Origin of the sequence: Kineococcus aurantiacus (assembly GCF_013409345.1) — a bacterium.
Taxonomy (GTDB): Bacteria; Actinomycetota; Actinomycetes; order Actinomycetales; family Kineococcaceae; genus Kineococcus; species Kineococcus aurantiacus.
This window is the reverse complement of sequence record NZ_JACCBB010000001.1, coordinates 641,716-665,321: the sequence shown is the minus strand read 5'-3', so window position 1 is coordinate 665,321 and position 23,606 is coordinate 641,716. Positions and strand designations below refer to the sequence as shown.

At 73.8% G+C, this 23,606-nt stretch carries 22 protein-coding genes; 13 read left to right on the top strand and 9 right to left on the bottom strand.

What is annotated here, in order from left to right:
• Positions 1–15 precede the first annotated feature (15 nt).
• The 8 genes from BJ968_RS03190 to BJ968_RS03155 all read left to right on the top strand — a co-directional run bounded on the left by BJ968_RS03190 (position 16) and on the right by BJ968_RS03155 (position 8,256).
• Positions 16–1,443, top strand: coding sequence for a M20/M25/M40 family metallo-hydrolase (locus BJ968_RS03190; RefSeq protein ID WP_179749156.1), 1,428 nt, complete (start codon positions 16–18; stop codon positions 1,441–1,443).
• A gap of 79 nt (positions 1,444–1,522) precedes the next feature.
• Positions 1,523–1,876 carry a HesB/IscA family protein gene (locus tag BJ968_RS03185; RefSeq protein WP_179749154.1) on the top strand — a complete coding sequence of 118 codons (354 nt, stop codon included), beginning with the start codon at positions 1,523–1,525 and terminating at the stop codon, positions 1,874–1,876.
• Positions 1,877–1,931: 55 nt separating this feature from the next.
• Positions 1,932–2,693: a leucyl/phenylalanyl-tRNA--protein transferase gene (gene aat, locus BJ968_RS03180; protein WP_343077781.1), complete on the top strand. Its 762-nt coding sequence runs from the start codon at positions 1,932–1,934 to the stop codon at positions 2,691–2,693.
• Between the two features lie 92 nt (positions 2,694–2,785).
• The gene (ctaC, locus tag BJ968_RS03175; RefSeq protein ID WP_218884735.1) at positions 2,786–3,724 is read left to right on the top strand and encodes an aa3-type cytochrome oxidase subunit II; all 939 of its coding nucleotides are present in this window, start codon (positions 2,786–2,788) and stop codon (positions 3,722–3,724) included.
• Positions 3,724–5,490: an aa3-type cytochrome oxidase subunit I gene (gene ctaD, locus BJ968_RS03170; RefSeq protein WP_179749150.1), complete on the top strand. Its 1,767-nt coding sequence runs from the start codon at positions 3,724–3,726 to the stop codon at positions 5,488–5,490. Before ctaC ends, ctaD begins: the two co-directional genes overlap by 1 nt.
• A gap of 3 nt (positions 5,491–5,493) precedes the next feature.
• Positions 5,494–5,895 carry a cytochrome c oxidase subunit 4 gene (locus BJ968_RS03165; protein WP_179749148.1) on the top strand — a complete coding sequence of 134 codons (402 nt, stop codon included), beginning with the start codon at positions 5,494–5,496 and terminating at the stop codon, positions 5,893–5,895.
• A gap of 190 nt (positions 5,896–6,085) precedes the next feature.
• On the top strand, positions 6,086–7,318 hold the full coding sequence (locus BJ968_RS03160; protein WP_179749147.1) for a L,D-transpeptidase: 1,233 nt from the start codon (positions 6,086–6,088) through the stop codon (positions 7,316–7,318).
• Positions 7,319–7,341: 23 nt separating this feature from the next.
• Positions 7,342–8,256 carry a lysylphosphatidylglycerol synthase domain-containing protein gene (locus BJ968_RS03155; RefSeq protein ID WP_179749145.1) on the top strand — a complete coding sequence of 305 codons (915 nt, stop codon included), beginning with the start codon at positions 7,342–7,344 and terminating at the stop codon, positions 8,254–8,256.
• A 15-nt stretch (positions 8,257–8,271) separates the two neighbouring features.
• Here BJ968_RS03155 and BJ968_RS03150 read toward each other — a convergent pair whose 3' ends face one another.
• The 5 genes from BJ968_RS03150 to ctaE all read right to left on the bottom strand — a co-directional run bounded on the left by BJ968_RS03150 (position 8,272) and on the right by ctaE (position 13,466).
• Positions 8,272–9,033 (bottom strand): SDR family oxidoreductase, encoded by a 762-nt coding sequence (locus BJ968_RS03150; RefSeq protein WP_179749143.1) that lies wholly within the window; start codon positions 9,031–9,033, stop codon positions 8,272–8,274.
• A gap of 90 nt (positions 9,034–9,123) precedes the next feature.
• Positions 9,124–10,797: a cytochrome bc1 complex cytochrome b subunit gene (qcrB, locus tag BJ968_RS03145; protein ID WP_179749141.1), complete on the bottom strand. Its 1,674-nt coding sequence runs from the start codon at positions 10,795–10,797 to the stop codon at positions 9,124–9,126.
• A complete protein-coding gene (gene qcrA, locus BJ968_RS03140; RefSeq protein ID WP_179749139.1) occupies positions 10,794–11,825 on the bottom strand; it encodes a cytochrome bc1 complex Rieske iron-sulfur subunit in 1,032 nt (343 codons plus the stop codon). The genes qcrB and qcrA overlap by 4 nt, the downstream gene beginning before the upstream one ends.
• Positions 11,826–11,886: 61 nt before the next feature.
• The gene (gene qcrC / locus BJ968_RS03135) at positions 11,887–12,729 is read right to left on the bottom strand and encodes a cytochrome bc1 complex diheme cytochrome c subunit (RefSeq protein ID WP_179749137.1); all 843 of its coding nucleotides are present in this window, start codon (positions 12,727–12,729) and stop codon (positions 11,887–11,889) included.
• Between the two features lie 77 nt (positions 12,730–12,806).
• Positions 12,807–13,466, bottom strand: coding sequence for an aa3-type cytochrome oxidase subunit III (gene ctaE / locus BJ968_RS03130; RefSeq protein WP_179749135.1), 660 nt, complete (start codon positions 13,464–13,466; stop codon positions 12,807–12,809).
• Between the two features lie 309 nt (positions 13,467–13,775).
• On the opposite strand from ctaE, the gene trpD reads away from it, so the two are divergent.
• Complete coding sequence (gene trpD / locus BJ968_RS03125; RefSeq protein ID WP_179749133.1) at positions 13,776–14,831, top strand: anthranilate phosphoribosyltransferase; 1,056 nt, start codon at positions 13,776–13,778, stop codon at positions 14,829–14,831.
• An 8-nt stretch (positions 14,832–14,839) separates the two neighbouring features.
• Here the strand turns inward: trpD and BJ968_RS03120 are convergent, their stop codons facing one another.
• Together BJ968_RS03120 and BJ968_RS03115 are read right to left on the bottom strand one after the other, a co-directional pair.
• The gene (locus BJ968_RS03120) at positions 14,840–15,118 is read right to left on the bottom strand and encodes an Lrp/AsnC ligand binding domain-containing protein (protein WP_179749131.1); all 279 of its coding nucleotides are present in this window, start codon (positions 15,116–15,118) and stop codon (positions 14,840–14,842) included.
• Complete coding sequence (locus tag BJ968_RS03115; protein WP_179749129.1) at positions 15,115–16,890, bottom strand: DEDD exonuclease domain-containing protein; 1,776 nt, start codon at positions 16,888–16,890, stop codon at positions 15,115–15,117. Before BJ968_RS03115 ends, BJ968_RS03120 begins: the two co-directional genes overlap by 4 nt.
• Positions 16,891–17,037: 147 nt before the next feature.
• On the opposite strand from BJ968_RS03115, the gene BJ968_RS03110 reads away from it, so the two are divergent.
• The 3 genes from BJ968_RS03110 to BJ968_RS03100 are packed head-to-tail and all read left to right on the top strand — an operon-like array spanning position 17,038 to position 19,614.
• Positions 17,038–17,271 (top strand): hypothetical protein, encoded by a 234-nt coding sequence (locus tag BJ968_RS03110; protein WP_179749127.1) that lies wholly within the window; start codon positions 17,038–17,040, stop codon positions 17,269–17,271.
• Between the two features lie 7 nt (positions 17,272–17,278).
• Positions 17,279–18,436 (top strand): hypothetical protein, encoded by a 1,158-nt coding sequence (locus BJ968_RS03105; protein WP_179749125.1) that lies wholly within the window; start codon positions 17,279–17,281, stop codon positions 18,434–18,436.
• Positions 18,433–19,614, top strand: coding sequence for a glycosyltransferase (locus BJ968_RS03100; RefSeq protein WP_179749123.1), 1,182 nt, complete (start codon positions 18,433–18,435; stop codon positions 19,612–19,614). The genes BJ968_RS03105 and BJ968_RS03100 overlap by 4 nt, the downstream gene beginning before the upstream one ends.
• Here BJ968_RS03100 and BJ968_RS03095 read toward each other — a convergent pair.
• Positions 19,517–20,881: a hypothetical protein gene (locus BJ968_RS03095; protein ID WP_179749121.1), complete on the bottom strand. Its 1,365-nt coding sequence runs from the start codon at positions 20,879–20,881 to the stop codon at positions 19,517–19,519. The genes BJ968_RS03100 and BJ968_RS03095 overlap by 98 nt on opposite strands.
• Before the next feature lie 7 nt (positions 20,882–20,888).
• Positions 20,889–22,637 carry an AMP-dependent synthetase/ligase gene (locus BJ968_RS03090; RefSeq protein ID WP_179756122.1) on the bottom strand — a complete coding sequence of 583 codons (1,749 nt, stop codon included), beginning with the start codon at positions 22,635–22,637 and terminating at the stop codon, positions 20,889–20,891.
• A 206-nt stretch (positions 22,638–22,843) separates the two neighbouring features.
• Between BJ968_RS03090 and BJ968_RS03085 the strand changes: the two genes are divergently transcribed.
• Complete coding sequence (locus BJ968_RS03085) at positions 22,844–23,530, top strand: hypothetical protein (RefSeq protein WP_179749119.1); 687 nt, start codon at positions 22,844–22,846, stop codon at positions 23,528–23,530.
• Positions 23,531–23,606: the final 76 nt, after the last annotated feature.

The window sequence follows — 23,606 nt, the reverse complement described above, 5'->3', positions numbered from 1 at the left end:
TGTAGCGTCGCGCGGGTGAGCGAGCAGACCCCCGACGTCCCCGGTGACGACGCGATCGACGAGAGCCGGCTGGAGGAGCTGCGCCGGGCCTCGGCCGCCCAGGACGCCGCCACCCGCGCCGACCTGGAGGCCCTCGTGCGCGTGCCGAGCGTCTCGGCGCGCGCCTTCGACGTCGCGCACGTGCACGCCAGCGCCGCGGCCGTGGCCGACCTGCTGCGCGGGGCCGGGCTGCCCCGCGTGGAGGTCCTCACCGCGCGGGCCGCGGCGGACGGGGGGGAGCTGGAGTCCCTGCCCGCGGTCGTCGCCCACCGCCCCGCCCCCGCGGGGGCGCCCACCGTCCTGCTCTACGCCCACCACGACGTGCAGCCCCCGGGCCGGGACGAGGACTGGACCAGCCCGCCGTTCGAGCCGGCCGAGCGCGGGGGCCGCCTCTTCGGCCGCGGGGCCGCCGACGACAAGGCCGGCGTCATGGCCCACGTCCACGCGCTGCGCACCCTGCTGCCGACGTGGGGACCGCAGGACGGCGTGGGCGTGACGGTCTTCGTCGAGGGGGAGGAGGAGATCGGGTCGCCGACCTTCGCGGCGTTCCTGGACGAGCACCGCGCGGCGCTGGCCGCCGACGTCATCGTCGTGGCCGACTCCTCCAACTGGCGCGTGGGCGTGCCGGCCCTGACGACGACGCTGCGCGGCCTCGTCGACTGCGACGTGACGGTCGACGTCCTCTCGCACGCCGTGCACTCCGGCGTCAACGGCGGCCCGGTGCTGGACGCGCTGACGTGCCTGGCCCGGCTGCTGGCCACGCTGCACGACGAGGACGGCGACGTCGCGGTCGACGGGCTGGTCGCCTCCACCGCGCCGGTCGTCGACCTGGACGAGGCGACCTTCCGCGCCGACGCGGGGGTGCTGCCGGGCGTCCGGCTGGCCGGGACGGGCACGGTCGCCGACCGGCTGTGGACCAAGCCGGCCATCTCGGTGATCGGCCTGGACGCCACGCCCGTCGACCGCGCCAGCAACACGTTGATCCCCTCGGCCCGGGCCAAGGTCAGCATGCGCACCGCCCCCGGCCAGGACCCGTCGGAGGCCATGACGGCGCTGCGGCGCCACCTGCTGGCCAACGCGCCCTTCGAGGCGCGCGTGCGGGTGGACGACGGCGAGGAGGGGCAGGCCTTCTCGGCCGACACCTCCACGCGGGCCCACGCCGTCGCGCGCCGCGCCCTGACCGCGGCCTTCGGGGCGCAGGCCGTCGAGACGGGCATGGGCGGCTCGATCCCGTTCGTCGCGGACCTGTCCGCGGCGTACCCGCACGCGGCGATCCTCGTCACGGGCGTGGAGGACCCCGACTCCCGCGCCCACGGCGCCGACGAGTCCCTGCACCTGGGCGACTTCGCCCGGGTGTGCCTGGCGGAGGTCCTCCTGCTCGACGGCCTGGCCCGCCCGTCGTAACCTCGTCGGGGAACAGACCGCGCCAGGCCGCGGTTGGACCGACGACAGACCACCGCGAGCGCTCCCGGAGACGATGCTCATGACCACCACCACGGACACGACCCCGACCCACGGGGTCCTGCTCACCGACGTGGCCGCGACGAAGGTCCGCACGCTGCTCGAGCAGGAGGGTCGCGACGACCTCCGGCTGCGCATCGCGGTCCAGCCCGGCGGCTGCTCGGGGCTCATCTACCAGCTCTACTTCGACGAGCGCACCCTCGACGGGGACGCGCTGCGCGACTTCGGCGGGGTCGAGGTCGTCGTCGACAAGATGAGCACCCCGTACCTCGACGGCGCGACGATCGACTTCGCCGACACCATCGAGAAGCAGGGCTTCACCATCGACAACCCGAACGCCGGGAGCAGCTGCGCCTGCGGTGACTCCTTCAGCTGACGGTCCGCCGCACCGATCGGCCCTCGCACCCGTCCGGGGTGCGGGGGCCGATCGCGTGTGGGCCCGGCCCTTCCCGCACCGGCCGGCGGGCCGCCCGCGCCTCGACGTCGGCCCGGCCCGGTTCGGCTTCGCCGACCTGGCCGTCGAGGACGGCGAGGACCTCGTCGCCTCCGGCGGCGACCTCGACGCCGCGACGCTGCTGGAGGCCTACCGCCACGGCTTCTTCCCCATGGGGCTCGGCGGCGGGGGGCGCGCACCGCTGGGCTGGTGGTCGCCGGACCCGCGCGGGGTGCTCGTCCCCGAGCGCGTGCACGTCTCCCGCTCGCTGCGCCGGTCGCTGCGCCGCTTCGAGGTGCGCGTCGACACGGCCTTCGACGACGTCGTCGCGGGCTGCGCCGACCCCTCCCGGCCGGGGGCGTGGATCACCGCGGGCGTCGCCCGCGCCTACGGGCGGCTGCACCGGCTCGGGTGGGCGCACTCGGTGGAGGTGTGGTGCGACGGGGCGCTGGCGGGGGGCCTGTACGGCGTGGGCCTGGGGGGCCTGTTCGCCGCCGAGTCCAAGTTCCACCGGGTCACCGACGCCTCCAAGGCGGCCGTGGTGGCGCTGGCCGACCTGCTCACCGCCGACGGCGTGCGCGGCCGGCTCGTCGACGTGCAGTGGCGCACCGGGCACCTGGCCACCCTCGGGGTCGAGGAGGTCGCGCGCCCGGTCTACCAGCGCCTGCTGAGCACGGCCCTGGCCCTGCCCGTGCCCCCGCTGCTGGAGCCCGCAGGTCCGGCGCGCCCCGATCGGCCGAACGACTACGACGGGGGGTAGTCTCTGTGTCGGAGGGACGAGCCTGCCCAGGACCAACGCGTCACGGACACGATTCGTCCCCGTTCACTGCACGCACCGTGGGAAGGCCGACGTTGGGCACGCGAGACTCGGGCGCGACGCGTCGTCGCCGTCCCCCCAAGGCGCTGGTCGCCGGCGCCCTGACCGGGGGGGCGACCGTTCTGCTGAGCGGCTGCGCGGCCGACTGGCCGGACGCCTCGGCGAGCAACTTCTTCCTGCCGGACGACAGCATCGGCGCCACGAACATGACCGAGCGCATCTCGCTGCTCTGGGACGGTTCGTGGATCGCCGCGCTGGCCGTCGGCATCCTGGTCTGGGGCCTGACGATCTGGTGCGTCGTGGCGTACCGCCGTCGCAAGAACGACCCCGAGCTGCCGGCCCAGGTCCGCTACAACATGCCGATCGAGATCCTCTACACGATCGTCCCGGTCATGATGGTCGGTGTCCTCTTCTACTACGTGGCCCGCGACCAGCAGGCCATCCTGGACACCTCCAAGAGCCCCGACGTCACGATCCAGGTCGTCGGCAAGAAGTGGTCCTGGGACTTCAACTACCTCGAGGGCAACGGCACCTCGGCGCAGCCGGGCGTCTACGACACCGGACGCCAGGCCGACCTCAGCGGCGAGTCGGGCGTGGAGAACGAGCTCCCGACGCTGTACCTGCCCGTCGGCGAGACGGTCGAGTTCGACCTGTACTCCCGTGACGTCATCCACTCGTTCTGGGTCCCGGCGTTCCTCATGAAGATGGACATGATCCCGGGCAGCCCGAACAAGTTCCAGGTGACCCCCACCAAGGAGGGCGACTTCAAGGGCAAGTGCGCCGAGCTCTGCGGTGAGTACCACTCCGAGATGCTCTTCAACGTGAAGGTCGTCTCGGCCGAGGAGTACCAGCAGCACCTGGACGACCTCGCAGCGGCGGGCCAAACCGGTTCGCTGCCGACGACCCTGGCCGGTGACGAGGAGCTCGCCAACGTCCAGGCCGACTCGGTCGTCTCGAACGAGCAGGAGGACTGATGGCCACCGAGAGCTTCAACCTGCCGGGTGGCGCGGCGCGCGTCACCTCGCGGCAGCCGCTGGGCGCCGTCCTGCCCCGCTCGCGCGGGCGCGTCATGGCCAACTGGCTGTCCTCGACCGACCACAAGGTCATCGGGAACCTGTACTTCATCACCTCGTTCATCTGGTTCCTCATCGCCGGCGTCATGGCCCTGCTCATCCGGGCCGAGCTGTTCGAGCCCGGCATGCAGGTGTTCAACACCAAGAACGAGTACAACCAGGCGTTCACCATGCACGGCACGGTGATGCTGCTGCTCTTCGCGACGCCGCTGTTCTCCGCCTTCGCCAACGCGATCATGCCGCTGCAGATCGGCGCCCCGGACGTGGCGTTCCCGCGGCTGAACATGTTCGCCTACTGGCTGTTCCTCTTCGGTGGTCTGACCGCCGCGGCCGGGTTCCTCACCCCCAGCGGTGCGGCCTCCTTCGGCTGGTTCGCCTACGCGCCGCTGAGCGACGTCGTCCACTCCCCGGGGCTGGGCGGCAACCTGTGGGTCATGGGCCTGGCCTTCTCCGGCTTCGGCACCATCCTCGGCGCGGTCAACTTCATCACCACGATCATCTGCATGCGCGCTCCCGGCATGACGATGTTCCGGATGCCGATCTTCACCTGGAACACGCTCATCACGAGCGTGCTGGTCCTGATGGCCTTCCCGGTCCTGGCCGCCGCGCTGCTGGCCCTGGCCGCCGACCGCATCATGGGCGCCCACGTCTTCGAGGCCGCCAACGGCGGGCCGATCCTGTGGCAGCACCTGTTCTGGTTCTTCGGTCACCCCGAGGTCTACATCATCGCGCTGCCGTTCTTCGGCATCGTCACCGAGATCTTCCCGGTCTTCAGCCGCAAGCCGGTCTTCGGCTACAAGGGCCTGGTCTTCGCGACCATCTCCATCGCCGGCCTGTCGGTGACGGTCTGGGCCCACCACATGTACGTGACCGGCAAGGTCCTGCTGCCGTTCTTCTCGTTCATGACGATGCTCATCGCGGTCCCGACGGGCGTGAAGTTCTTCAACTGGCTCGGGACGATGTGGCGCGGGTCGCTGACCTTCGACACGCCCATGCTGTGGAGCGTCGGGTTCCTCGTGACGTTCCTCTTCGGGGGGCTCACCGGCGTCATCCTCTCCGCCCCGCCGCTGGACTTCCAGCTGTCCGACTCCTACTTCGTCGTGGCGCACTTCCACTACGTCGTCTTCGGCACCGTCGTGTTCGCGATGTTCGCCGGCTTCTACTTCTGGTGGCCCAAGCTCACCGGCAAGATGCTGCACGAGGGCTGGGGCAAGCTGCACTTCTGGCTGCTGTTCGTCGGGTTCCACACGACGTTCCTCATCCAGCACTGGCTGGGGGCGGCCGGCATGCCGCGCCGTTACGCCGACTACCTCGTCGGTGAGGGCTTCACCACGATGAACCAGATCTCGACGATCGGCTCGTTCATCCTGGGTCTGTCCTTCCTGCCGTTCCTGTGGAACGTCTACCGGACCGCCCGCTTCGGCGAGAAGGTCACCGTGGACGACCCGTGGGGCTACGGCGCGTCCCTGGAGTGGGCGACGTCCTGCCCGCCGCCGCGGCACAACTTCCACTCGCTGCCGCGCATCCGTTCCGAGCGTCCCGCCTTCGACCTGCACCACCCCGAGGTCGCGGCGCACGACAACCACGACGGTGGCGGCAACCTGCTCGATGCGGTCTACGGCGGCTCGGACCGTCGCGGCCGTGAAGACGTCCACGGAGGGCACTGACCGATGAAGCCTGAAACCTGGCTGTTCTCCGGCGGGATCCTGTTCTTCATCCCCGTCGCCTTCGTCTACGGGATGCTGACCCGCTGGGACGAGTGGGTGGGCTTCATCGCCCTGCTCCTCACCGGTGGGCTGGCCGTCCTCGTCGGCACGTACCTCACCATCACGGCCCGGCGCATCGACGAGCGTCCCGAGGACAACCCGCGGGCCGACATCTCCGAGGGCGCGGGGGAGCAGGGCTTCTTCTCCCCGCACTCCTGGTGGCCGCTCTACCTGGCCGCCGGTGGCGCGATCACGTTCTTCGGCGTGGCGGTCGGCTGGTGGCTCTGGCTCATCGGCGTCGTGATCTCCGTCCCGATGATCGTGGGCTGGGTGTTCGAGTACTACAAGGGCGAGCACGCCCACTGAGCCCGCATGACAGGAGGGGCCCTGCACCGGAGACGGTGCAGGGCCCCTCCTGCGTTCACCGGATCGTGACCTGCGCGGGTGCAACGGATCGGATCTGCGCGGCGTCCTGTGGATGGACCGTCCGGGTGCGACCATGACCGGCGGGGGACACACGAGGGGGCGTCCGCGCTCCGGGGGAGAACGACATGTGATGAAGCACTCTGGGCCGTCGACCGTCCTGCGCCGGCGGACGCTGGTCGGCGCGCTGCTGGCCGCAGCCGCCGTCCCGGCCGTCGCGGCCTGCCAGTCCAAGTCCGGCGCGGTGGGCACCGGGGCCGGGGCCTCCGCCTCGCCGTCGCCGTCGGCCACGCCCGCGACCATCACCGTCACCCCCGCCGACGCCGCCGTGGATGTCCGCCCCGACGCGCCCGTCACCGTCACCGTCACCGACGGCACGCTGACCGACGTCACCGTCACCGCGGCCGACGGGACCCCGCTGGCCGGCGCGCTCGACCCGGCCGGCACCACCTGGACGTCTTCGGCGACGCTGACGACCGGGACGGCCTACTCGGTGCACGCCGTCGCCGCGGGCGCCTCCGGTGGCTCCACGACCCACCAGTCCACCCTCACGACCCTGACCCCGGCCGAGACGGCGTTCCCGGCGGTCGCGCCGCTGGCCGGCAAGGAGGTCGGCGTGGGGATGCCGATCATCGTCACCTTCGACTCACCCGTGGCCGACGACCGCCGGGCGGTCGTCGAGCAGAACCTCAAGGTCACCGCCAGCCCGAACGCCGTCGAGGGCTCGTGGAGCTGGCAGTCGGACAGCAAGGTCGAGTTCCGGCCCGCGCAGTACTGGCCGGCCCACTCGGCCGTGCACCTCGACGTCGACCTCGGGGCCGTGGAGGTGTCCCCGGGGGTGTGGGGCAAGACCCGCGACATCGACTTCACCATCGGTTCCGCCATGGTCAGCACCGTCGACATCGCCGCCCACACGCTGACCGTCACCCGCGACGGTGAGCTGCTCAAGACCATCCCGGTGACCCTGGGGCAGTCCGGCAGCGGGGGGCAGTTCACCACCCGCAGCGGCACCAAGGTGATCATGAGCCTGGAGGCGGCCCGGCAGATGAACTCGGAGACGACCGGCATCGGGCAGGACGACCCGAACTACTATAACGTGGACGTCCAGTACGCGCTCCGCGTGACCAACTCGGGGGAGTTCCTGCACGCCGCCCCCTGGTCGGTCGCCTCTCAGGGCAAGGCCAACGTGAGCCACGGCTGCACCGGGATGAGCACCGAGAACGCCAAGTGGATGTTCGACAACTCCAAGGTGGGGGACGTCGTCGTCTACACCGGCAGCGACCGCACCATCGAGCCGGGCAACGGCTTCAACGTGTGGAACGAGACGTACGAGCAGTGGCAGCAGGGTTCCGCGCTGCACGCCTGAGGCGACGGGGGGCCGGTCGCCGGGTGTGGCGCGTCGTCCTGGCCGTCGCCACCGTCGTCGCGCTCGTCGTGCTGGCCCGGCGGCTGGAGGCGGCCGACCTGGGGGAGCGGCTGCGGTCGGCCGACGCGCGGTGGGTGTGGGCGGCCGCCGCGTGCTCGCTGGTGCCGTTGTTCGGCAATGTGGCGTCCATGGCGGCGTTGTCGCCCGTCCCGCTGCCCGTCGGGCGGACTGCGGCGCTGTGGCTGGCGACGTCCTTCGTCAACCTCGTCACCCCGTCCAGCACCGGCGGGGTGGCGCTGACCGTCCGCTTCCTGCAGCAGCGCGGGCTGCCGCTGGCGGTGGCGGCCACGACGATCGGCATCGTGCAGTCGACGTCCTTCGTCGTGACGGGGCTGCTCATCGTCGGCTGCCTCGTCGCGGTGGGACGGGACCCCGACACCGCGGTGTCGCTGCCGTGGCCGGTCCTGGGCGCGGGGGTGCTGCTCGTCCTGCTCGGGCTGCTCGTCGTCCGCTCCTGGCCGAGGGCGCGCCGGTTCGCGGTGGACCAGGTCGTGCGGCCGGTCCGGGCGGAGTGGCCGGCGCTGCGGCGGGTCCTGACCCACCCCGTGCGCGTCGTGGTCGCCCTGGCCGGGCACCTGGCCGTCCCGCTGGGGTTCGCGGCCACGCTGGCGTGCTGCGCTCGGGCCGTCGGGGGAGAACCGCCCGTCGCCCTGCTGGTGCTCGTCGTCGTCGGCAGCTCCGCGGTGACCGCGGCCGTACCGGTCCCCGGGGGCATCGGTGCCTCCGAGGCGGCGCTGGCCGCGGGCCTGGTCGCGACGGGCCTGGGGGCCGAGGCGGCCCTGTCGGCGGCGCTGCTGCACCGGGCCCTGACCTTCTGGCTGCGCGTCCCCCCGGCGTGGGTGGCGCTGCTGCGGCTGCGGCGTCAGCGCGCGGTCTGACGCCGCAGCGCCCCGTCAGCCGGTGAAGCTGGAGATGTCCCCGACGTAGCGCGTGTGGTCGGCCGGGACCGGCTCGACCGCGGCCAGCGCCACCTCGGCGGCGAACTCGGCGACGTCGTACAGCTTGCCCGCCGCCTCCTTGCGGGTGGCGAGGGCGCCGGGGTTGGAGCGCTCGAGGAGGGTCGCGGTGATCGTGCCCTCGATCATGTCGCCGGAGACGACGACGAACTCCACGCCCGCGGCCTCGATCGTGGGGATCAGCTCGCGCAGCGCGTCCTCGCCGGCGCGCTTGCTGCGGGCCACCTGCTCGTACTCGGGCATCGTCTCGACGGTGTTGATGAAGTGCGCCTGGTGGCTCGTCACGAAGACGATGCGCGAGCCGGGCGCCATCAGAGGCAGTGCGGTCTTCAGCGCGTTGACCTGCGCGTCGCGGTTGAGCTGCATCGCGTAGTCCTCGGCCATGCCCTGCTCCATCCCGCCGGAGGCGTTGAGGAACAGCAGGTCCAGACCGCCGAACTCCTCGCGCGCCCGGTCGAACATCGCCGTCACCGACGCGGGGTCGGTGAGGTCGGCGCCGACGGCGACGGCCGTCGCGCCGGCCTCGGCGAGCGTCCGGACGAGCTTCTCCGCGCGCGGGGCCTTGCTGCGGTAGTTGATCACCACGGAGGCGCCCGCCTCGGCGACGTAGGTCGCGGTCTGGGCGCCGATGCCGCGGGAGGAACCGGTGATGAGGACGCGCTTGCCGGAGAGGCTGCCGGGGGCGAGGGGGTTGGTCACGGGGCGAGAGCCTAACTGTTCTGGTCGGGTGCGGGGCTCACGCAGAAGGGCCCCGAGCCGGTGGCTCGGGGCCCTTCTGCATGGGGTGCGTCAGCCGTGCGTCGTCTGCGACGTCGCGATGGCCGGATTGTCACCACGGTCGAGCTCGTCGGCGTGAGCCGTCTCGAGCGCGTTGTGGTGGTCGTGGTGGGACGCGGCCAGCTCGGCCGGCGTCACCGGTTCGACGCGGTCCTCGAAGTAGAACTTCGACAGGCGGCGCTGGACCTTGCCGTACAGCGTGTCCGGGTTGCCGGCGTCGACGCGGTCTTCGATCTCCATGGGTCGCAGGTTGTCGTGCTGGACGAGGGTCCAGCGCTCCAGCTCGGTCAGCGGGGCGTGGACCTCGATGAACTCGCCGTGGGGGAGGCGGACGATGCGGCCCGTCTCCCGGCCGTGCAGCGCCTTCTCGCGGTCCTTGCGCTGCAGCCCCAGGCAGATGCGCTTGGTGACCACGAACGCCAGGGCGGGCAGGACGAAGATGAGGACGCGCAGCGACCGCGTGATGTCGTTGATCGACAGGCTCATCATGTGGGCGACGATGTCGTTGCCGCCCGAGACCCACAGCAGGATGTAGAACGTCAGCGCCATGACGCCGAGCGCGGTGCGCGTCGGCTGGTTGCGCGGGCGGTCCAGCAGGTGGTGCTCGCGGCGGTCACCCGTCGCGGCCTGCTCGATCCACGGGTAGAGGACCATCACGCCCATCGTGAACAGGATCACCACGGTGGTCGGGATGAAGATGTTCATCGAGAAGGTGAAGCCGAACAGGCTGAACTCGAACCAGCCCGGCGTGAGGCGGACGGCACCGTCGAGCCAGCCCATGTACCAGTCCGGCTGCGAACCGGCCGTGACGGGGGAGGGGTCGTACGCGCCGTAGGCCCAGATCGCGTTGATCTGCACCAGCGCACCCAGCGCCGCGATGATGCCGAAGACGATGAAGAAGAACCCGCCGGCCTTGGCCATGTACACCGGGAAGAGCGGGAAGCCGACGACGTTGTCCTCGGTGCGCCCGGGCCCGGGGTACTGGGTGTGCTTGTGCACGACGACCAGCATCAGGTGGACGGCGACCAGCGCGAGGATGACCGCCGGCAGCAGCAGGATGTGGATGGTGAAGAACCGCGGGATGAAGTCGGTCCCGGGGAACTCGCCGCCGAAGAGGAAGAAGCTGATGTAGCTGCCGACCACCGGGACGGCCAGGATGATCGCCTGGGCGATGCGGATCCCGGTGCCGGACAGCAGGTCGTCGGGCAGCGAGTAGCCGGTGAAGCCCTCGAAGACCGCCAGGATGGCCAGGATCGAGCCGATGACCCAGTTGATCTCGCGCGGCTTGCGGAAGGCGCCGGTGAAGAACACGCGGGCCATGTGGACGATCGTCGCGGCCACGAAGACCAGCGCCGCCCAGTGGTGGACCTGGCGCATGAGCAGACCGCCGCGGATGTCGAACGACAACCGCAGGGAGGACTCGTACGCCTCCGAGACGTGCTGACCCGTCAGGGGGATGTACCCGCCCGTGTAGGTCGTCTCGGCCGCGCTCGGTTCGTAGAAGAACGTCAGGAACGTCCCGGTGAGGAGCAGGATCACGAAGCTGTACAGCGTGATCTCGCCGAGCATGAACGACCAGTGGTCGGGGAAGATCTTCCGGGCGAACCCGTTGACGACCTTGCTCGCGCCGACGGTGTCGTCGGCGAAGTTGGCGACGCCGCCCGCCGCCTTGTCGATGGTGCTCATCCGCGCTCCCAGAAGCTCGGGCCCACGGCTTCGTGGAAGCCGCTCGTCGCCACCAGGTAACCCTCGTCGTCCACTGCGATCGGCAGCTGGGGGAGGGCCCGCTTGGCGGGGCCGAAGATCACCTTGCAGTCCTGCGTCAGGTCGAAGGTCGACTGGTGGCAGGGGCACAGCAGGTGGTGGGTCTGCTGTTCGTACAGGGCCACGGGGCAGCCCATGTGGGTGCAGATCTTGGAGTAGGCGACGGTGCCGTCGACCCCCCACTCGTTCTGCTTCTCGGTGAGGAGGTTCTGGTCCAGCCGCATGATGAGGACGGCGGACTTGGCCTTCTCGTTCAGCGGGTGGTCGACTTCCTCGATGCCCTCGGGCAGGACGTGCACGACCGAGCCCAGGGTCACGTCGGCGGCCCGGATGCGGCCACCCTCGGGGTCCTTGGTCAGGTAGGTGCCCTCGGTCCACATGGTGGTGGAGAGCTGGTTGCCCGGCAGCGGCCCGGTGTCGCGGAAGAAGAAGACCGCGGGGATCGGGAACAGCGCCAGGGCGCCGATCAGGGTGTTGCGGATCAGCGGCCGGCGGCCCAGGGCGGCCTCGGAGGCACCCTCCTTGAGGATGGCCACGGCCTCCTCGCGCTCGGCGGTGGTGCCGCGCTGGCGGTGGCGCATGTCGATGCGCTCGTCGTCGGGCATGAGCGTCTTGGCCCAGTGCACGGCGCCGACGCCGAGGGCGAACAGGGACAGGAACATCGACAGGCCGATGGCCTTGGTCGACAGGCTGATCCGGTCGAAGCTGCCGTCGTACTTGATCGCCACGATCGAGACGATGATCCCGATCGAGCCGAGGATCGACAGCAGCAGGAAGAAGGCCACCTGCCGCTCGGCGCGCTTGGCGGCCCGGGGGTCGGTGTCGCCCATGCGGTGCTTGTGCGGCGGCAGACCCGGGTTCTCGAAGCGGTCGGGAACGCCGCCCCCGGGCTTGGCCAGGGTCGTCCCCGGCTGCCCGTGCGCCTCGTCGGCGCGTTCGATGTCGCTCATGCTCCCTGCCCGTCCGGTTCCTTCACGTGTGTCGCGGTGTCGCTGCTCGTCGAGGTGGTCATCAGGACGACTTCATCCCCAGCCAGATGGAGACGCCGATGAGGGCGCCGATGCCGGCGATCCAGGCGACCAGGCCCTCGGAGACCGGACCCAGCGACCCCAGCGTGAGACCGCCCGGGTCGGTGCGCACGTCCTCGGTGCCGCTGCGGTTGGTCAGCCAGGCGATGATGGCCGTCTTGTCCTCGGAGCTGATGTTGTTGTCGTTGAAGACCGGCATCGACTGCGGGCCGGTCTGCATCGCCTCGTAGATGTGCTTGGCCGAGGTGTTGGTCAGGTCCGGGGCGTACTTGCCGGCCGTCAGCGCACCGCCCTTGCCCTGGGAGTTGTGGCACATGGCGCAGTTGGTGCGGAAGATCGCGGCGCCCTCGGCCAGCTGCTCGTCCGAGACGGTGCTGGTGTCGAGCTGCTCGTCGGTCGGGATGGCCGGGCCCGGGGCCAGGGAGGCGATGTACGCCGCCATCTGGTCGATCTGCTCCTGCGAGAAGCGGACCTTGTCCACCTCGGGGGCCTGCGCGCCGGACTGGGCCAGCGGCATGCGGCCGGTGCCGACCTGGAAGTCGACCGAGGCGGCGCCCACGCCGATGAGGGAGGGGCCCGGGTTCGCGCCGTCCACGATGCCGCCGCCCTGGGCGTTGATGCCGTGGCAGGTGGAGCAGTTGGCCAGGAAGAGCTTCTTGCCGGCCTCGATGTCGTCGGCCGAGGCCGTCGCGGTGGTCGCCTGCGCCTCGCGGGGGGCCAGGGCCGTGTAGAGGCCGCCGACGAGGAGGAGCGCCAGCGCGATCAGGACGACGACGGCCAGAGGGTGGCGCCGCCGGGCGCTGAGTGCGGTGAGGGTCCTGGTCACGGTGCTGGTGCTCGCTTCCTACGGGGCGTTCTGGGCTGTGCTGGGCGCTGGCGGGAACCGGGCCGTCGGGGGGTCCGTTACTTGAGCACGTAGATGACGGTGAACAGGCCGATCCACACGACGTCGACGAAGTGCCAGTAGTACGAGACGACGATCGCGCTCGTCGCCTCCTGGTGGCCGAAGCGCTTGGAGGCGAAGGAGCGGCCGATCACCATGAGGAAGGCGATGAGCCCGCCGAAGACGTGGATGCCGTGGAACCCGGTGGCGAGGATGAAGACCGAGCCGTAGGCGTTCGTGGCGATCGTCAGGCCCTTGTGGGCCAGCTCGGCGTACTCGAAGACCTGGCCGATGACGAAGATGCCGCCGAAGGCGTACGTGAGGATGAACCACTCCTGCATGCCCCACTTGGAGAACTGCAGGAGGGAGCCCGTGCGGCGCGGCTGGAAGCGCTCGGCGGCGAAGACGCCGAACTGGCACCAGAACGACGAGATCACCAGGATGATCGTGTTCACGGTGGAGAACGGGACGTTGAGCTGCGCCGGGCCCGACTGCCACAGGTCCGGGGCCACGGAGCGGATCGTGAAGTACATGGCGAACAGCCCGGCGAAGAACATCAGCTCGCTGGACAGCCACACGATCACGCCGACCGACACCATGTTCGGCCGGTTCACGGACCCGTGAGCGGGACTCGGGGTACTGCTCTGGACAGCCTGTGCACTCGCCACGGCGACAATCATGCCCCACCCCTGCCGGGGTTCGCCGCCCGGCCCACCGACAACGTGTCGTAGATCTCCATTGAGCCGGTCGGGGGAGGTTCGCCACCGGGTGTGCAGGGCCCGTGCCGGAGGTGCGCGCCCCGCGTGGATCCTGCGTGGAGGGCCCTCCCGGTGAGGTCGTCCTCACCCCGACGGTCACAGTCCGGTATCGATCTGGGCGGGCCGGTCCCCCGGGGGCCGCGAGCGCCCCGGGAGGCGGTCAGTAGGGTGCGGGACGCCGCTGCGCCAGCGGCACCACCTGCCGCCGGACCCCGGGGAGCCGAGGACGCCATGACCACCGCCGCACCCACGTGGCCCCGGCTGCTGACCGAGCTCCTGGCCGGTCGTGACCTCGCCGCGGACGAGGCCGGCTGGGCCATGGACCAGGTGATGCGCGGGGAGGCCGGCGACGTCGCGCTGGCCGGCTTCCTCGTCGCCCTGCGGGCCAAGGGCGAGACCAGCGCCGAGCTGGCGGGCCTGGCCGACGCGATGCTGTCCCACGCCGTCCCGCTGCACGTGCCCGGCCCGATCGTCGACCTCGTCGGCACCGGCGGCGACCGCGCCCACACCGTGAACATCTCCACCATGGGCTCGCTCGTGCTGGCCGGCGCCGGGCACCGCGTCGTCAAGCACGGCAACCGCGCCGCGACGTCCTCCTCCGGCTCCGCCGACGTGCTCGAGGCCCTGGGGGTCCGGCTGGACCTGCCGCCCACCCGCGTCGGGCAGCTCGCCGTCGAGGTCGGCATCACCTTCTGCTTCGCCCAGGTCTTCCACCCGGCCATGCGGTACGCGGCCGGCGCGCGCGGCGGCCTCGGCGTCCCCACGGCCTTCAACGTCCTGGGGCCGCTCACCAACCCGGCGCGGGCCGGGGCCACCGCGATCGGCGTCGCCGACCTCCGGATCGCCCCGCTCGTGGCCGAGGTGCTCGCCGGGCGGCGCACCCAGGCCCTCGTCTTCCGCGGCGCGGGCGGCCTCGACGAGCTCACCACGACCGAGGCGGCCCGGGTGTGGGTCGTCGACGGCGGGACCGTGACCGAGGTCGGGCTCGACCCCGTCGCCGACCTCGGGATGCGGCCGGCGACGCTCGCGGACCTGCGCGGGGCCGACGCGACGTTCAACGCGCGGGTGGCGCGGGACGTGCTGGCCGGTGAGCGCGGGCCCGTGCGCGACGCCGTCGTCCTCAACGCCGCGGCCGCGCTCGTCGCGGCCGGGGTGCGCGGCGGGCCCGGCGACGTCGCCGGCTCGCTCGTGGAGCACCTGCGCGAGGGCGTGCGGCTCGCGTCCGCCTCGCTGGACTCCGGCGCCGCCGCGGACGTGCTCGACCGCTGGGTGGCCGCCTCCCGCTGAGCGGGGGGTCAGTCGAAGCCGAGGGCGAACGCCGACTCCAGGTCGTGCCGAGAGTAGGCCCGGAAGGCGATGTTGGTCGTCGTGGAGACGACCCCCTCGACCCGGCTGATGCCCCCGGCGATGACGTCGGCGAGGTGCTCGTGCTCGCGCACGCGGACCATGACGACCAGGTCGACGTCCCCGGTCACCGAGTAGACCTCGCTGACGCCGTCGAGCTCGGCGAGGGTCTGGGCGACCTCGGGGATGCGCCGGCCGTCGCAGGCCACGTTGACGATGGCGGTGATCACGCCGGAGAGGCTACCGGGGCCGCCCGCAACCGGCTCCTCGCCCAGCCCGCCCCGCGCACCGGGCACGCCCAGGGGGAGGCGTCGGCCCCCTCGAGGGAGACCAGCCGCACCCCGGGCTGCTCCAGCCAGCCCAGCAGGACGTCGGTCTCCTCCACGAGCAGGCCCGGGCGGCCCGGGCCGGGGGGTGCGACCACCTCGCCGGTGGCGCGCAGCGCGTCGATGTGCGGCACCGGGTCCGCCCCGCGCGGGGTCAGGCACGTCCCCGCCAGGCGGCCGTACCGGATGAGCACCACCTCCCACCCGCCACCGGGCCAGCCCGGAGTGGCCTCGGCGCGGCGGGCGGCGACGAGCTCGGGGGCGGCGGCCACCGGCGCGCGCCGCTGGGCCCGCTCGGCGGTGGTCAGGAAGGCCTCCAGCCGGTCCCGCGCCGCGGCCGCCTCCTCGTAGCGCTCCTGCGCCGCCAGCCGCCGCAGCCGGTCCTGGCCGTGGGTCAGGGCGGCGCTCGCGTCGGCGCGCAGGGACTGCCGCACCGCGTCGACGACCTCGGCGTACGAGGCCGCGTCCTGGCCGCCGCGCGCCGGCCCCAGGCAGGGCGCGCCGCAGCGCCCGATCTCGGCCAGCACGCACGCGCCGGGCCCGGTGGCCGTCGGCGTCCTGGGGATCCGGCGGGTGCACTGGCGCAGCGGGTGGACCTCGTGCAGGGCCTCGACCGCGAGCTCGGCCGTCCGCGCCGAGCGGAAGGGGCCCAGGTACTGCGCGCCGGCGGCCGTGTCGTCGCGGACCTGCCGGACGATCGACAGCCGCGGCCACGCCTCGGCGGTCAGCTTCACCCAGCTCACCTTCTCCGGCTGCTTCGAGCGGCGGTTGTACGGCGGGGCGTGCTCGGCGATGAGCCGCAGCTCGCGCACGCGGGCCTCCAGCGGCGTCGCGCACACCACCGGCACGACCGTGGTCGCCGCCCGCACCATCTCCGTCATCCGCGGGCGCGTCTCCGAGGCCGTGAAGTACGAGCGGACGCGCCGCTGCACGTCCACGGACGTCCCCACGTACAGCACCCGGCCCGCCCCGTCGCGGAACTGGTAGACGCCCGGGGCCGACGGCAGCCCCACGGCGAGGTGCTTCTTGGCCCGCCGCGCCGGGTTCACCACCGTCGCGGCGAAGGCCGACAGGTCCTCCAGGGAGTGCACCCCGCGGTTGCCGACCCGGGACAGCAGGGCGTGCAGCACGTCCACGGTCGCCCGGGCGTCGTGCAGCGCGCGGTGGTCCGGGGTCGTCGCCGTGCCGAACAGCCGGGCCAGGGTCCCCAGCTTGCGGTCCGGCGCCTCGTCGCGGTCCACCAGCTGGCGGGCCAGCACCACGGTGTCGACCACGCGGGGCCGGGGCCAGGGCCGCTCGGACAGCTCGCAGGCGGCCTTGAGGAAGGAGACGTCGTAGGGGGCGTTGTGCGCCACGAGCACCGCGCCCCGGTCGAACCCAGCGAACTCCAGGAAGCTCGGCAGGACCTCGCGCACGCCGGGGGCCGAGGCGACCATCCGGTTCGTGATGCCCGTCAGGACCTGCACGAACGCCGGGATCGCCGCGTCGGGCCGGACCAGCGTCTGGAACTCGCCCAGCACCTGCCCGCCCCGCACCTTCACGGCGCCGACCTCGGTGATCCCGGCCCCCGCGGGCGGTCCCCCCGTCGTCTCGAGGTCCACGACCACGAAGGTGACCTCGGACAGCGGCTGCCCCAGGTCCTCGAAGCTGGTCTGGACGCTCGTGCTGCCGGGCATGGGCGGACCGTAGGCGACGGGGCGGACACGGCGGCGCGCGACACGCCCGCCCGAGGTCGAACGGGCGTTCGAGGTCGTGTCGGAGGTGGGTGCCACAGTCGGCGGCGCCGGTCGGGGTGACCGGTCCCTGAGGAGGTGGAGGTCCCGGTGCTCATCGACTGCGACAGCTGCACGGTCCGCCCGCACGCCTGTTCCGAGTGCGTCGTCTCCGTCCTGCTCGGCGTGCCCGGTGACGCCCGCCTGGACGCCGAGGAGGTGGGTGCGGTCGAGGTCCTCGCGGCCTCCGGGCTCGTCCCGCCGCTGCGCTTGACGACGCGTCCCCGCCCGGCCCAGCGCACCGGCCGGCACGCCGGGCCGTCCACGGGGCGTCAGGCGGGATGATGACCGGGTGCGCCCCGGTCCGTCGTTCCCGCGACGGCCCCTGCTCCTCGCGCCCCTCGCGCTGGCGGCCTGCTCGTCCCCGGCGCCGGACGTGCGCGACGCCCTCGCCGCCCGCGCCCGAGCCCTGAGCGCCGGTGACCTCGACGCCGCCGCGGCCGGGTACGCCGCACCGGACCGCGAGGCCGTGCGCCGGACCGACGCCCGCGCCGCGGCGGCGGGGCTGGCCGACTGGGCCGTCGAGGGCCCCCGGGTCGTCGGCGGTGAGGTCCGCGGCCTGCTGCGCGTCCGCGTCGCGGGGGAGGGCCGCGCGGTGGCGGGGGACTTCCGCGCCGGCTGGGACGGTGCGCTGCACCTGCCGGCGGGCGCCCCGGGAGCGGCGGGGACGCCGCAGCCGTGGGACCTCGGCGACGTCACCGCGCAGCGCACCGACGGCGGGGTGGTGCTGCACGTCGGCGGGGTCGGCGAGGTCGGCGAGGTCGGCGAGGTCGGCCGTCAGGTGGCGGCCGACCTGGCCGGCGCGACCGCCCGGGTCGACGCGGCCTGGGGCACCGGCTGGCCCCGCGGGACGGCCGTCGTCGTCGTGCCCACGGCCGCCGACGTCTCCCGGTTCACCGGGGCCGCGGCCGACCTCGACGCCGTCGCCGTCGGCCTGGACGCCGCCCTGGCCGACGGCCGGCCCGCCGGCGTGCGCGTCGTGCTGTCCACCGAGCGCTTCGCCGCGCTCAGCCCCCTGGGCCGCACGATCACCCTCACCCACGAGCTCGTCCACGTCGCCACCCGGGCCACCGCCCGCCCGGCCGGGGCCGTGGTACCGCGCTGGCTGACCGAGGGCTACGCCGACCACGTCGCCCGCCTGCACCGCGACGTCCCCGCCACGGCCCTGGCCGCAGCGCTGCTCACCGACCCCGGCCCTCCGCGGGTCCCCGCCGACGACGACTTCACCGACCCCGCCCGGGCCCAGCTCGCCTACGCCGCCGCCTGGACGCTCGTGACCTCCGCGGCCCGGGTATCCGGCACGCCCGCCGTCACCGCCCTGGTCCGCGCGGTGTGGACCGGCACCCCGCTGCCGGACGCCTGCCCGCAGACCCTGGGGCGCCCCCTCGACGACGTCGTGGCGACCTGGCGCGCCGACGTCGCGGCCGACCTGGTGGGGTGGGGGTCGTGAGCACGCTCGTCGTCACCAACGACTTCCCCCCGCGCACCGGCGGCATCGAGTCCTTCGTGCACGCCGTGGTCCGGCGGCTGCCGGAGGTCGGCGGTGGGCGCGTCGTCGTGCACACCGCCCGCCAGCGCGGGGACGCGGCGACCGACGCGGCGCTCGCCGCCGCCGGGATCAGCGTGGTCCGCGACCCGTCCCCGCTCATGGTGCCCACCCCCGGCATCACCCGCCGGGTCCAGCGCACGGCCCGCGAGCACGGCGCGGACCGGGTCTGGTTCGGCGCCGCCGCCCCCCTGGGGCTGATGGCCCCGGCGCTGCGCCGGGCCGGGGTGCGGCGCACCGTCGCCACCACCCACGGCCATGAGGTGTGGTGGTCCAGCCTGCCCGGCTCCCGGGAGGCGCTGCGGCGCATCGGGGAGGGCAACGACACCGTCACCTACCTGGGGGACTGGTGCCGCTCGCGCGTCGAGCGCCCCCTGACCCCCGCGGCCCGGTCCCGGATGCGGCGGCTGACCCCCGGCGTCGACGTCGAGGTGTTCCGGCCCGACCCGGCGGCCCGCGCCCGGGTCCGCGCCGAGCTCGGCCTGGGCGACCGGCCCGTGGTCGTGTGCGTGTCGCGGGTCGTGGCCCGCAAGGGGCAGGACGTCCTCGTCCGGGCGCTGCCGCGCATCCGCAGCCGGGTCCCCGGCGCGGCCCTGCTCGTCGTGGGCGACGGCCCGCACCGGGCGGCGGTGGAGCGGCTCGCCGAGCGCACCGGCGTGCGCGAGCACGTCGTCCTCACCGGGGCCGTGCCCTGGGAGCGGGCACCGGCGTACTACGCCGCCGGGGACGTGTTCTGCATGCCCACCCGCACCCGCCTGGGCGGCCTGGAACCGGAGGCGCTGGGCATCTGCTACCTCGAGGCCGCGGCCTGCGGGCTGCCCGTCGTCGCGGGCGACTCCGGTGGCGCCCCCGACGCGGTCCTGCCCGGGGTCAACGGCACGGTCGTCGACGGCCGCGACGTCGGGCAGGTCGCCGACCGCGTCGCGGACCTCCTGCAGGACGGGACGAGGGCCCGGGCGTGGGGGGCCGCGGGCCGGGAGTGGGTCAGCCGGCGCTGGGGCTGGGCGGAGCAGACGCGCCGGCTGGCGGACCTGCTGGCCGGGCGCGACGTTCCGGCCGACCCCGCCACCCCGGGGAGCTGAGGGCCCCGGCCGAGGCGGCCACGGCCAGCAGCAGCAGCGCCCCCACGAGCCAGAACTGGTTGTAGAACGCCTGCTTGTTCAGCAGGTTCGCCACGAGCAGCACCGCGGCGCACCACGTCAGCACCCCGCCCAGCCCGACCGGGCGGCGGCGCAGCGTCACGACCGCCGCGGCCAGGACCGCCAGCACCCCCACCCCGACGACGGGCAGCGGCAGCTGCACGCCCGTCTCGTTGAGCACCAGGGTGTAGAGGGTGTCGGCGAACCGCAGCGGCGGCAGGCCCAGCATCGTCTCGACCGTGTCGTGCCAGAACACCGCCGGCCCCGTCAGGGCCCACGGCGCCACGAGCAGCCCGGCCCCGCCGGTGGCCACCACCGCGCGCCGCCAGCCGAACCGCGGCCACACCGCCAGCAGGGGCAGCAGCGCCACGACGTGCTGCTTGCCGGCCAGGGCGACCGCGAGCGGGACCACCGACCACCACGCCCGGTCGGCCCGCACCAGCCACGCCCACAGCGCCAGCCCCACAAGCACCGTCGGCTCGGTCCAGGCCTGCTCCACGAGCGTGCTGGACCCGGGGGCCAGCAGCAGCAGGGCGGCGGCCCCGACGGCACCGCGCCGCCAGCGGCCCACGGCCGCCACGGCGACCGCGCTGACCAGGACGAGCAGGAGCATCGCCCACCGCACGTCCCCCGCGACCCAGCGTCCCGGGGCCGACAGCACCGCCGTCCACGGCAGGTAGGCGAAGGCGTCGGAGATGCCCGGGGACCCGACCCACCGGCGGCCGTAGATCGACTCCCCGCGCGCCATGGCGTCGGCGGCCTGCTGCAGGACGACCCACACGTCGATGCGCGGCGCCGGGTCGCCCGTGACGACCAGGGCGCCGGCGGCCGCCGCACCCGCGGCGGCCACGGTGAGCGCCAGCCCCCGCGAGGTCCCGCGCCCGGGCAGCAGCAGCCCCGCCACCGCGAACGCCGCGACCCCCAGCACCAGCTGCACCGTGGTCCGGCCGCCGGTGGTCAGGTACGTGAAGGGCGCCACGGTCAGGTGCACCAGCCCCACGAGCGCCAGGACGGCCGAGGGCACCCAGCCGCCGGACCGCGGCGCGGGGCGGTCCCGGTCGTCGCGCGTCGTCACCGCGCAGGCGACGACGACGGCGGCGACCACGACGTACCCGGCGACGATCCACCACCGGTAGCGGACGACGCTGTGCGTGGCCAGCGCCAGCAGCGCCGCCCACGCCCCCAGCACCGCGCCGTCCCGGCGGTTCACGGACGCCTCACGAGGCGTAGATGGCCTCGACCTCGGCGGCCAGGTCGTGCAGCACCTCGTGCCGCTTCACCTTCAGCGACGGCGTGAGGTAGCCGTTCTCGACGGTGAAGTCCTCGGCCAGCACCCGGAACCGGCGGATCGACTCGGCGCGGCTGACCGACGCGTTGGCCCCGTCCACCGCGGCCTGGACCTCGGCCAGGACCTGGGCGTCGGTGCGGGCGGTGGTCAGGTCCAGGCCCGGCTTGCCGTGCAGGGCCCCCCACGAGGGCAGGGCCTCCTCGTCGAGCGTCACCAGGCAGCCGACGAAGTGCCGCCCGTCGCCCACGACGACGGCCTGGGAGATGAGCGGGTGCGCGCGCAGCCGGTCCTCCAGCGCCGCGGGCACGACGTTCTTGCCGTTCGCCGTGACGATGATCTCCTTCTTGCGGCCCGTGATCGTCAGGTGGCCGAACTCGTCGATCGAGCCCAGGTCCCCCGTGCGGAACCAGCCGTCGGCGAAGGCCTCCGCGGTCTCGCGGTCCCGGCCCCGGTACTCGTGGAAGACCCCGACGCCCCGGGCCAGGACCTCCCCGTCGTCGGCGATCGCGAGGTCGGTGCCCGGCAGCGGTGGGCCCACCGTCCCGATCCGGATCCGGGAGGGCCGGTTCACGGCCAGCGGCGCGGTCGTCTCGGTCAGCCCGTAGCCCTCGAGGACGACCAGGCCGGCGCCGCGGAAGAAGTGGGCCAGGTGCTCGCCCATCGGGGCGCCGCCGGAGACGGCGTACTCCACGCGCCCGCCCATGAGGGCGCGCAGCTTGGAGTAGACGAGCCGGTCGAACAGCAGGTGCTGCAGCCGCAGCGCGGGGGAGGGGCCGCCGGTGTCCAGGGAGCGCGACCACGCGTCAGCCGTGGCGGCGGCCCGGGCGAAGATCCGCGCGCGCAGCTTCCCGCCGGCGGCGGCCTTCTGCTCGGCGCCGTTGTAGACCTTCTGGAACACCCGCGGCACGGCGAGGATGAACGTCGGCCGGAACCCGCCGAGGTCGGCCAGCAGGTCCTTGGCGTCGGGCGTGTGCCCCACGCGGACCCGGCACACCAGGCACAGCGCCTGGATGAACCGGGCGAAGACGTGGGCCAGCGGGATGAACAGCAGCGTCGCGGCGTCGGGACGGCCCAGGACCTCGGGGATCGCGGCCTCGGCGTTGCGGGCCAGGTCCAGGAAGTTGCCGTGGGTCAGCTCGCAGCCCTTGGGGCGCCCGGTGGTGCCCGAGGTGTAGATGACGGTCATCGGGTCCCCCGGGCCGGCCACCGCGCGGGCGCGGTCGACGTCGGCGTCGGGGACCTCCCGGCCGGCCGCGCGCAGCTCCTCCAGCGCGCCGGCCTCCAGCGTCCACACGTCCCGCAGCCCCGGCAGCCGGTCGCGGACCGAGGCGATGCGCGCGGCGTTCGCGCTGGTCTCCACGACGCAGGCCACGGCGCCGGAGTCGGACAGGATCCACTCGACCTGGTCGGCGGAGCTGGTCTCGTAGACGGGGACCGTGACGGCGCCGGCGAACCAGCCCGCGACGTCGACGACCGTCCAGTCGTAGCTCGTGCGGCCCATGACCCCGACCCGGTCGCCGGGGACGATGCCGGCGGCGAGGAAGCCCTTGGCCACGGACACGACGTCGGAGAGGAACTCCGAGGCCGTGACGTCGCGCCAGCTGCCGTCCGCACCCTTGCGGCTGGCGCTGACGTGGCCGGGGACCTCGCGCGCGGTCTGGACCACGCAGTCGGTCATGTTGCCGGTCGTGGCCGGTGGGACGAGCGGCGGTTCGCTGCTGCTGCGCCCGGAGCCGGTCGGCCCGAAGCTGGTCGGCACTGTTCCTCCTGTGTCGCTCTCGCTGCCCCGCGAGGTCGCGATCGTCCGCCGCCGTCGGGGGCGAGCGGGTGCGGACGACCCTACCTGCGTACCGGCGTGCTCCTTCGCACGCCACGGTGGCGCTCGTGCCGGCAACGCCGGGCCTCAAGGTGCGGTTCCCGCGGGCCGACGACCTCCGGGTGAGCCAGGACCAGCGGCAGGACCAGCCGACCTCCTCCCTCGACGGCCTGCACCCGGCCGAGGGGGAGGACCTCGGGTGGGCGCCGCGCCGCGCCGCGGCGGGGTCGGCGCCCACGGCGACGTCGGCGGCCTTCGGGGCCGTCGAGGTCGGGGCGCCCGTCAGCCGGCTCGCGGCGCCGGTGGCCCCCGCGCCGGCGGCCCCCGTGCCCGCCCCGGTGGCCCGGCCCGACCGCTGCCCGTCCTGCGGGGCCCGGGCGCGGGCCGAGGAGGACTGGTGCTCGCTGTGCCACACGTCGCTGCTGCCGGCCCCCGCGGCCCGCGCGACCTCCGTGATCTCCGTGACCCCTGAGACCCCCGTGGCCGCCGGTCCCGCCGCCGACCGCGCCGCGGTCCGCGTCCTGGAGGACGAGGACGGCCAGCTGGCCCTCGACCTGCAGGCCCCGGCCCGGCAGCCGACCCTCGACGAGGCCGAGGTGGCCCGCATGCTCGGCGCGCTGTCGTCCTCCCAGCGCACCGGGCCGCGGGGCTTGGGCTCGCCCCGGGCCAAGGCCCTCGTCGCCGCCGGCGGGGCCCTCGGGCTGACGGCGCTGCTGCTGGGCGGCGGGACGCTGCTCGGCTCCCTCCTGGGGTGAGGGCCGGCGCGACCGCCCGCCGGGTGGTGCCGGTCACCCGGTAACCTCCCGAGGGCTGCGCGTGCGCGCGGCCGCC